Source organism: Xanthomonas sp. SHU 199, from assembly GCF_000364665.1.
GTDB classification, from domain to species: domain Bacteria; phylum Pseudomonadota; class Gammaproteobacteria; order Xanthomonadales; family Xanthomonadaceae; genus Xanthomonas_A; species Xanthomonas_A sontii.
Genome location: NZ_AQOI01000256.1, coordinates 1 through 2,325, shown reverse-complemented (window position 1 = coordinate 2,325; position 2,325 = coordinate 1). Strand labels below are relative to the sequence as shown.

Genomic DNA, 2,325 nt, shown 5'->3' with positions numbered 1-2,325 from the left:
CGGGCGCTGCTCCGGCGGCGGCGCGCGCCGCGGCGGCGGCGGCGATCGCGGCCGCGAGATCTCCGGCATGATCCCGGCCTGGGCGAGGCTGTCGTCCAGGTCCTGGTAGAGCTTGCCGACCCCGGCGGTGAAGTCGCGTTCGCACAGCTTGATCAGCACCAGCCGCACTTCCGGGGCCAGGTCGCTGGTGGAGAACGCGGCATGCACGGCCACGCCGATGTGTTCGGGGCCGATCGGATTGGTGTCCGCATCCAGTTCCAGGCCGCCGGCGATCCAGCCCAGGCGCCGGTCGATGCGGGTCAGCACCGGCTTCCATTCGCGCAGCAGCACGCTGGCGAGGTTGCGTACCGCCAGCCGCGATTCCAGTTCGTGTTCGGAGATCAGGCTCAGGCCCTGCCCGTAGCCGGCCAGGGCGACCTCGGCCGAGAGCGGCGCGCCGGCCTCCAGCGCTTCCCAGGCGGTATGCAACTGGGCGCGGAAGCGCGCGGCGATCTCGTCGCGACGACGGCGCAGTTCGCGCATGCCGTCGAGGAACAGCAACTGCGACGCGCCGGCACTCTCGGCGCGGTCGAACAGCACGTCGTCGAAATGCGCCAGCGCCGCGGCGAAGGCCTGGCCCAGCACTGGCAGCATGCCCTCGCGCGCCTGCGTCAACAGGCGCGGGTCACGCGCCGGGTGTGCGTGCGGGCTGGGGCTGAAACTCATGCGCGACGGCTCCGCGCCATGGACGGCGCCAGATAGAAGGAAGGTGGAAGACGATCGGACGCGGCCCCTGTTTCCGCTCGTGCATGGTAGGCAAGGTGTCTGAACAGCGACCGTGATGCGCTGCGCATTTCTGGCTCCAGAACGTGACCTCGTGCAGGATCGTAGGCATGGAAGGCGTCACTACGGCGGCAATGCGGCATGAAGACGGCACGCCCGTCGAGGATCAGGCCGCCACCGCCACCCGTTCCAGGCGGTCGACCACGCCCTGCATGGCGCTGTAGAAGGCATCGTCGTCGCGATGCAGGCGCAGCCGGTCCAGCCGCGCCATCACTGCCAGCGCCTCGGCCGAGGCGACGCACAGCCGCCCGCCGCGGCGGTTGACGAACAGCAGGCGCGCCGAGATCGGGCTCACCCAGGTCAGCTTGCCGGGCTGCACGCGGCCTTCGCGGTCGACGAAGTCCAGCCAGGTTCCCAGCGGCAGGGTGCGGAAGTAATCGGCGGTGATGTGGTCGAAATCGGTGGCCTGGGCCGGTTCCGGCAGTGCCGGCACGGTCTCGGCGGCGGGCGGCTCGGGCACGTCCACGCCCGTCGCCGGCAGCGCGGCCTGCAGCGGCCGCGCGTGCGCCAGGTCGTCCAGCGCCGTGTGCAGGGCCTGCCAGGCGGCTTCGGCCGCCGCGGCGTCCAGGCCGACGCTGGTCCACAGCCGGGTCAGCTCGGCATGTTGCGGCTGCAGCCAGCCTTCTACCGGCACCGCACCGTTCCGGGCCTGGCGGCACTGCGCCAGCACCGCATCGCCCAGCGCCAGCGCCGCGGCGAGCGCGCTGCCCTGACCGTCGTCGCGCAAGGCCGACTGCTGCACGTACTGGCACCAGGACTGGCGCAGGAAGGCCTCGATGGGCAGCGGCACGGTCAGGTCGTCGCCGGCCTGTTGCAGCAGATCGTGCAGGGCCTGCGCGGCGCGCTGCCGGGCGACCTCGCGGCGCTCCTCCGCCCGTTGCAGTTCGGCCGCGCGGCGCTCGGCGATCTCCACCCGGCGCCGGTACTGCTCGTAGGCGCTGCCGAACTCGGCCTCCAGCGCCAGGAACACCGCCAGGTGCTCGTCGAAATCGCGCACCACCCGCTCCACCGCCGCCTGCGCCTGCGCCAGCAGCGCCTGCTCCGGGCCGGTGCTGCCAGCATTGCCGTCACAGGCGTCGGCCAGCAGGTTGAGCAGGCGCCGCGCCGGATGCCCGTCGCGCACGAACAGGCGCCCGTCGATCAGGGCCACCTTGGCCATCGGCACCAGCATCTGCCCCAGCAGTTCGCGCTGCGCGGGTTGCAGCACGCATTCCTCCAGCATCACATCGAACAGCAGGCCGACCAGATCCAGGGTGTCGGCATCGGCCGGATCCAGGCAGGTGCTGGCCGGGTCCAGGCCGAGCGAGGCGCCGATACCGGCGATCTGCCGGCGCAGGCCCTGCGCCAGCGGGCCGCCGTGTTCGCCGACGACGGCGAATCCGGCCAAGGGCATGGTCTGCAGCAACGACAGCACCGACAGCAGCTCGCGCGGCGACAGGCAGCGCCGGCCGTCGCCCGGGCCCGCGTCCGGCTGCGCCTCGTGCAGCAGCGCGCGCAGCGCCG

Annotated in this window: 2 protein-coding genes; both read right to left on the bottom strand. The window is 72.5% G+C overall.

The genetic code is table 11. From position 1 onward, the window contains the following. A partial coding sequence (locus D183_RS0109940; RefSeq protein WP_026144352.1) for a DUF1631 family protein occupies nt 1-705 on the bottom strand: 705 nt, incomplete at its 3' end. Nucleotides 706-928: 223 nt separating this feature from the next. Beyond that, a partial coding sequence (locus D183_RS0109935; protein ID WP_017908855.1) for a DUF1631 family protein occupies nt 929-2,325 on the bottom strand: 1,397 nt, incomplete at its 5' end.